Annotated in this window: 5 protein-coding genes; 1 reads left to right on the forward strand and 4 read right to left on the reverse strand. The window is 62.2% G+C overall.

Annotation, left to right across the window (positions count from 1 at the left end):
* Positions 1-44: 44 nt before the first annotated feature.
* Positions 45-527, forward strand: coding sequence for an MmcB family DNA repair protein (locus B9A97_RS13925; protein WP_084365943.1), 483 nt, complete (start codon positions 45-47; stop codon positions 525-527).
* Positions 528-529: 2 nt separating this feature from the next.
* Here B9A97_RS13925 and B9A97_RS13930 read toward each other — a convergent pair whose 3' ends face one another.
* The 4 genes from B9A97_RS13930 to B9A97_RS13945 all read right to left on the reverse strand — a co-directional run bounded on the left by B9A97_RS13930 (position 530) and on the right by B9A97_RS13945 (position 6,052).
* Positions 530-1,117, reverse strand: a complete 588-nt coding sequence (locus B9A97_RS13930; protein ID WP_084365963.1) for an ActR/PrrA/RegA family redox response regulator transcription factor — start codon at positions 1,115-1,117, stop codon at positions 530-532.
* 104 nt (positions 1,118-1,221) lie between these two features.
* Positions 1,222-2,511: an ActS/PrrB/RegB family redox-sensitive histidine kinase gene (locus B9A97_RS13935; protein ID WP_084365944.1), complete on the reverse strand. Its 1,290-nt coding sequence runs from the start codon at positions 2,509-2,511 to the stop codon at positions 1,222-1,224.
* A 118-nt stretch (positions 2,512-2,629) separates the two neighbouring features.
* The gene (hrpB, locus tag B9A97_RS13940) at positions 2,630-5,098 is read right to left on the reverse strand and encodes an ATP-dependent helicase HrpB (protein ID WP_084365945.1); all 2,469 of its coding nucleotides are present in this window, start codon (positions 5,096-5,098) and stop codon (positions 2,630-2,632) included.
* A 3-nt stretch (positions 5,099-5,101) separates the two neighbouring features.
* On the reverse strand, positions 5,102-6,052 hold the full coding sequence (locus tag B9A97_RS13945; protein ID WP_084365946.1) for a bifunctional Delta(1)-pyrroline-2-carboxylate/Delta(1)-piperideine-2-carboxylate reductase: 951 nt from the start codon (positions 6,050-6,052) through the stop codon (positions 5,102-5,104).
* Positions 6,053-6,336 lie beyond the last annotated feature (284 nt).

Consider the following 6,336-nt stretch of genomic DNA (forward strand, 5'->3'; position numbering starts at 1 on the left):
TTGCTTTTTTGCAACATGCCGTCGGCCCCTTCTGAAAGAGCGCTATGACAATTGTCTCGGTGATGGATAACAATCCCTTAATCGACGGTCGGCAGTCCGATCGGGCGATGTTGGTGCGTCGTGGCGTCCAGGTGCTGCTGCACGAGATGCGCCATGCCGTGCTTCCGGAACTATCCCTGGCCAGCGGCAGGCGCGCCGACCTCATCACCCTTTCGGAGAAGGGGGAGATCTGGATCGTCGAGATAAAGACGTCGATCGAAGACTTCAGGGTCGACCGCAAATGGCCCGAATACCGCCTCCATTGCGACCGGTTGTTCTTCGCAACCCATCCCCAGGTGCCCCTGGAGATATTTCCCGAGGACTGCGGCCTGCTGCTATCGGATGGTTACGGTGCCCATATGGTGAGGGAGGCGCCCGAACACCGGCTGTCGCCCGCCACGCGCAAGGCGGTGACGCTCAGTTTTTCGCGCAATGCGGCCCAACGGCTGATGATGGCGGAGTGGGCCGCCGTCAGGCAGCCTAGGTAGCGCTATTTCGGCGCGCGCTTGGCAAGAATGCGCTGCAGCGTCCGGCGATGCATGTTCAGCCGGCGCGCTGTTTCCGAAACATTGCGCTCGCAATTCTCATAGACCCTTTGGATATGTTCCCAGCGAACCCGGTCGGCCGACATGGGGTTTTCAGGGATCTCGGCCTTTTCGCCGGGCCTCTGCGTCAGCGAGTTGAACACATCGTCCGCATCCGCCGGCTTGGCCAGGTAGTCCAGCGCTCCAAGCTTGACCGCGGTCACCGCAGTCGCAATGTTTCCATAGCCGGTCAGCACCACGATCTTGGTGTCATTGCGCCGCTGCCGGATCGATTCGATGACATCGAGCCCATTTCCGTCCCCAAGCCTCAGGTCGATGACGGCATATTTCGGCGGGTTGCTCTTGGATTTGGAAATGCCTTCAGCCACGGACGAGGCTGTATCGACATTGAAGCCGCGCGTTTCCATGGCGCGCGCCAGACGCTTGAGGAATGGCACATCGTCATCGACGATCAGCAGGCTGGGATCAGGCCCAAGTTCGCCCTCGGTCCCGTTCGCCGATGCCGCCGCATCCTGGTATGTATTGTCCGTCATGGCATCAAATCCTGCGATCACCGAGCCGGTCGCCTGATTTGGCGCCTCGGCCGGATTGAAAAACGTCAACTTCGGTTATGTCCACTTCAATAGGAAGGGTAAAGTCACTTTATTGCCGCAGTCTCCATCACGTCCCGCGGCCATGAGATGCGCACCCTGGCGCCCGGCTTTTCCGCGCTGCCATTGTCGAAATGGAGTGCTGCGCCCGATCGTTCAAGAAGCGTCTTTGCAATAAAGAGACCGAGTCCCAATCCACCGGCGCTGTCGCCCCGTGAGCGGCTTGTGACATAAGGCTCTCCAATCCGCGCGAGAATGTCAGGGCTATAGCCGGGTCCATCATCCTCGATCGTCAGCACCACCTTGTCGCGGTCATGCTCAACATGGATGGTTACGATCTTGCGGGCATAGTCGACGGCGTTTTCGACGAGATTGCCGAGACCAAACAGAATGCCGGCATTGCGTGTTCCGACCGGCTCGCTTGATCGATCCGACAGCCAGTTGACCTCCAGCGCGATGCCCGCGCCGCGATGCGATTCAACCACTTCCTCGATCATCGATGACAGTGGCAGGCGCCGCATATGCTCCTCGTCCGCCGTCGGCAGCGAACTCAGGCGTCGCAGGATATCGCGGCAACGCTCGCTCTGGCTGCGCAAGAGATGGACATCCTCGCCGAAGCGGGGATCATCGCCGAGTTCTTTCTCCATCTCCCGTGCCACCACGCTGATCGTGGCAAGCGGCGTGCCGAGTTCGTGGGCGGCGGCGGCTGCCAGGCCGTCGAGCTGCGACAGATGGTTCTGCTGCTGCAATACCAGTTCCGTCGCCTGCAAGGCATCGGCCAGCAACACGGCTTCCTGGGAAACGCGATAGGCATAAAAAGCCGCGAACGCCATCATCGACACGATGGAACACCAGGTCGCAAATTGGATTACAGACTGCATAGCCAATTGTTGGTCTTCATACCAGGGCAGGGGATAGGGCGTCAGCACCAGCGCCGAGACCGCCAGTATCGCCAGCAGCAACAAGGCCATGGAATGGCGCAGCGGCTGCGATGCAAAGGATATGATCACGGGAACGCAGATCAGTGGCGCGAATGGATTGGCAAGTCCGCCTGTTATGAAGAGCAGGCCGGCCAGTTGCAAGAGATCGAAGCCCAGCAGGGCGGATGCGGCAAGCGGCTCCAGTCGATGGGTGGGCGGAAATGCCGTCGCAAGTAGCAGGTTGGCAGCCGCCAGTCCGCCGATCAGCAGGGCGGCGAAATGCAGTGGCAGCGGAAAGGCCAGCCATTGCGCGACGATGACCACCGTCAGCGCCTGACCGGCCACCGCCAGCCAGCGCAATCGAACCAGGGTCTGCAGCCTCAACCGGCGGCTTGAATTGCCGAATTCGCTTTTCATCTCATCCTCCGGTGGCACAAAACAGTGCCATCGCCGCGCCTCTCGCTTCAAGGCTGAGATAGAGCATGTTCACCACCGTGATGAAAGAACCAGGCGCGGGACTTTTGGCCGCAAGGCCTCACGTGCCCCGCGGCTTGGCCCGCGTGGTCGGCGCCGCCTCCGCTGGGTCTTCCGGCCAGGGATGCTTGGGATAACGTCCCCGCATATCGGCCCGCACATCCTTCCACGAGCCCGCCCAGAAGCCGGGCAGATCCCGCGTCGTCTGGATCGGCCGGTGCGCGGGCGAGGTGAGTTCCAGCAGCAGCGGCAACCTGCCACCCGCAACCGATGGATGGCTCTTGAGCCCGAACAACTCCTGCACCCGGATCGCCAGGACCGGCTCCTCGCCATCATAACGGATCGGGTGGCTCTGTCCCGTCGGGGCGGTGAAGTGGGTGGGAACCATCTGATCGAGATCGCGCTGCATCCCATAGGGCACCAGGGATGCGAGGCCCTCGGTCAGGCTATGCGGGGAAATTCCATCAAGACTTCGCGCGGTGCCCTGGAAGGGTATGAACCAATCCTCAAGCCGCTCGATCAGCGCCTGGTCGGAAACATCAGGCCAGGGCTCTCCCATGCTCCGGTGCAGGAAGCCGATGCGCTGCCGCAGCTGTTCTGCAGCCTTGCTGAAAGGCAGGACCGCCAGTCCAAGCTGCCGCACGCCATCCGCCAGGGCGCGGGCCAGCCGCTCACCCTGGGGTGCGGGAAGTGGAGCCTCTTCCAGCAGCACCGCCCCGAGCCTCACGATGCGCCGGGCTCGCACCTGCCGACTGTCCGCGTCGAAATAGCTTTCTTCCAGGCGCTCTATATTGTGACCCAACAGTTCCTCGACATCGTTGCGGTCGATTTCGGCCGCGGCAAGGATCCGTCCCTGGGCCGCACGGCCCGTCAGGTCGGCCACCACCAGCATTCGGCATCCCGCCAGCCGATCCGTTTCCGCGATCTCGGCGCCGCGGCCATTGGCCATGACGAATCGTCCGCGCGCACCGCGGGCAATCGCCACGCGATCGGGGAATGCCAGCATCAGCAGCCTGCCCGCGGTCGTTGGACTTCCGGCCTCCGCACTCTTGCCAAGGCCGTCGGCAAGCCGCCGCGCAAGCCCGCGCGCCGCCTGTGCCCGTTCCCCGCGGTCGGAGCGAAACCGTCGCATCCTTTCCTCAAGGTCGAGGTCCGCGCCCCCCAGCCCTTGTTCTGTCAGAAGGACGGCCAGTTCGCAGGCCTGGAGGGCATGTCCCAGGGCTGCCGCCTTGATGACCATGGCAGCAAGGCGCGGCGGCAGGCCAAGACTGCGCATTCGGCGTCCCATGGGAGTGAGATCGCCCTGCGCATCGAGCGCGCCGATCTGTTTCAGCATGTTGACGGCTTCGGCTAGGGCCGGTGACGGCGGCTGGTCGGGAAAGGAGAGGGCGGCCGGATCGCGCACACCCCAGAGCGCCATATCGAGAACCAGGCCCGACAAATCGCTGGAGAGAATTTCGGGTGGGGTAAAGGCCGGCAGGGCCGCCATCTGGCCGGAATGCCACAACCGTATCGCCACCCCCGGTTCTGTGCGCCCTGCGCGGCCGGCGCGCTGCTCTGCCGAGGCACGCGACACCCGCACGGTTTCCAGGCGCGTAATGCCGGTTGCCGCCTCGTGCACCGGCAGCCTCTGAAGGCCACTGTCGATCACCACGCGAACGCCATCGATCGTGATCGAGGTTTCCGCAATCGAGGTCGCCAGCACGACCTTGCGTCGCCCTGAAGGTGCGGGCTGGATCGCCTCGTCCTGCTCCTTCTGGGTCAGATTGCCAAAAAGCGGCGTAATCATCGTGTCTGGTCCCAGATTGCCCTGCAGCCGCTCGGCAACCCGGCGGATTTCCGCCTGCCCCGGCAGGAAGGCGAGGATCGATCCGCTTTCGGCACTATGCGCGTCGCGAATCGCATCCACCATGGCGTCCTCGATTCGGGTTCCGCCCGGACGATCGCGATAGCGAATCTCGACCGGAAAGCTACGGCCTGGGCTTTCGATGACCGGCGGATTCTCGAGCAGTTCGGCCACCCGCGCGACATCGAGTGTGGCCGACATCACCACGATTCTGAGATCCGGACGCAGCGCCGATTGGGTATCGAGCGCCAGTGCCAGGCCAAAATCCGCATCCAGCGACCGCTCATGGAACTCGTCGAATAAGACAGCAGCAACGCCCGAGAGTTCCGGATCATCGAGGATCATGCGAGCGAACACGCCCTCAGTCACCACTTCGATCCGCGTGCGGCTGGAAATCTTCACGTCGAGGCGCATGCGATAGCCGACCGTTTGCCCCACGGCCTCGTTCAACAAGGCTGACATCCGGGACGCCGCGGCGCGTGCCGCAAGCCTGCGCGGCTCCAGCAGAATGATGCGGCCGTCCCCAAGCCATGGTGCGCTCAGGAGACTGAGCGGAACCAGCGTCGTCTTCCCGGCCCCAGGCGGTGCCGATAGAACGGCCCTGTTTCCGCTGTCGAGCGCCGCGGCGATCTCGGGTAGCGCAGAGGAAATGGGAAGGCTCGGCAGGTTAGGCAGGCGTGTCATGGTTTACGCAGATTTCCCCGTGACGCTTTCATAGGCCAGGATCGCACCCGCCAGATCTTCCAGCGCCGCTCCCACGGACTTGAACAGCGTGATTTCATCAGGTGACTTGCGACCCTCGACCGCGCCGGAGACAAGGTCTTTCAGGCTCCCACGAATACGATCCGCTGAGAAAGCGCCGGCGGCTATGGGCTGAAGCAGGTCGCCGGCCTCGGCGAGGGCGCCCTCGCGCGTATCGACATAAACCGAAGCTTTGGCGACCGCCTCGTCATCACTTTCCCGCATGCTGGACTTGAAGGCACCGACGAGGTCGAGATGCGCGCCTGGCTTCAGCCAGGCACCCCGGACCAGCGGAGTTGAAGACAGGGTTGCACAGGAAATGATGTCTGCCGACCGCACAGCGCTTTCGAGGTCTGTGCAGACGGATGCATCGAAGCCAAGGACGCGAGCCTCTTGAGCGGTCGCCTCCGCCTTCTCGATGGAGCGGCCCCAGATCGAGATCCGCTTCAAGGGACGGACCATCGAATGCGCCTGGATCAGGTTGAGCGAGAGACGACCGGTTCCGACCATGACCATGGCTTCAGCCCCAGGTGCCGCAAGGTACCGAGCGGCAAGAGCCGAGGCCGCAGCCGTACGCCGCGCGGTCAGTTCGCCGCCATCGATCACTGCCAGCATTTCTCCCGTCTTGCCCGATGTCAGCAGATAACTGCCATGGATGGCAGGCAGAGAAGACTTGTGGTTATCTGGATAGACGGAGACGAGCTTCACACCCACATAACGTCCGGGAACCCAGGCTGGCATCAGCAGAAGGGTGGCGTCTGCACCTTCAGGGACTTCAACCTCATGATGATGTCGCGTAGGCATGACGCACTCACTCCGGAACATTGTCTCCAGGGCCTCAATCAATGCGCCCCAGCTCAACGCCGCAGCCGTTTCGCTCTCGTTCAATAATAACATACCAGCGATCTCCCATATAAGGTGCTACTCTTGTGAGCCTTTATAGGAGAGTGGCGGCCTATTTGAATGGCCCTGCCGAAAAACAGCGGCGTCATAAGCGCGTGTGAGGGCCTGATTGTCATAAAACTGGGATGGAACCGATGCCGTTTCAGGCTTGGCACCGCATCCCCGATCAATATTCCCTATTGATTCCAATCACTTGTATCTTTCTCGGGAAATTTTAGAAATGAGAGTTGACTGTAAAAAGGTGTGTGTCTATAAGTCCGCTCACTGACGAGGGCGGC

Source organism: Rhizobium sp. RU36D, assembly GCF_900176345.1.
Classification (GTDB): domain Bacteria; phylum Pseudomonadota; class Alphaproteobacteria; order Rhizobiales; family Rhizobiaceae; genus Allorhizobium.

What these genes read in the sequence shown, in the direction of transcription:
- B9A97_RS13945 (WP_084365946.1), bottom strand. Translation starts at nt 6,052, where the DNA reads ATGTTATTATTGAACGAGAGCGAAACGGCTGCGGCGTTGAGCTGGGGC.
- B9A97_RS13925 (WP_084365943.1), top strand. Translation starts at nt 45, where the DNA reads ATGACAATTGTCTCGGTGATGGATAACAATCCCTTAATCGACGGTCGG.
- hrpB (WP_084365945.1), bottom strand. Translation starts at nt 5,098, where the DNA reads ATGACACGCCTGCCTAACCTGCCGAGCCTTCCCATTTCCTCTGCGCTA.
- B9A97_RS13930 (WP_084365963.1), bottom strand. Translation starts at nt 1,117, where the DNA reads ATGACGGACAATACATACCAGGATGCGGCGGCATCGGCGAACGGGACC.
- B9A97_RS13935 (WP_084365944.1), bottom strand. Translation starts at nt 2,511, where the DNA reads ATGAAAAGCGAATTCGGCAATTCAAGCCGCCGGTTGAGGCTGCAGACC.